Source organism: Pseudomonas sp. SIMBA_068, from assembly GCF_046534705.1.
Classification (GTDB): Bacteria; Pseudomonadota; Gammaproteobacteria; order Pseudomonadales; family Pseudomonadaceae; genus Aquipseudomonas; species Aquipseudomonas putida.
The window spans coordinates 1-248 of sequence record NZ_JAWRYI010001243.1; the positions used below are offsets into that span (position 1 = coordinate 1).

1 pseudogene is annotated in these 248 nt (G+C 61.7%); it reads right to left on the reverse strand.

The window, feature by feature from the left end:
- Positions 1–201 (reverse strand): annotated as a pseudogene (locus SB756_RS33525) (hypothetical protein); the annotation flags it as partial.
- Positions 202–248: the final 47 nt, after the last annotated feature.

A 248-nucleotide genomic window follows, 5' to 3' on the forward strand; every position in this document is an offset into this window, starting at 1 on the left:
GCGCGCACGTTCATAGCGACCGGAACACGACCTGAGAGCGGATAAGGGTGCGATCGGCGCCGGTACTGGAACGTAGATGGTGGTGTTGCGCGGCAACTCCTGCCACTGCTCTTCAGCCGGCTCAGGGGCGTTCTGAGCCTGGGCAGCACTCACCAGGGCCAATGCGCTCAACGCCAAGGCGATTGATAGGGTGTTTTTCACAGGCGCCTCCAGGCATTACATGCCAGGTTCGTAGTCCGAACCGCTGG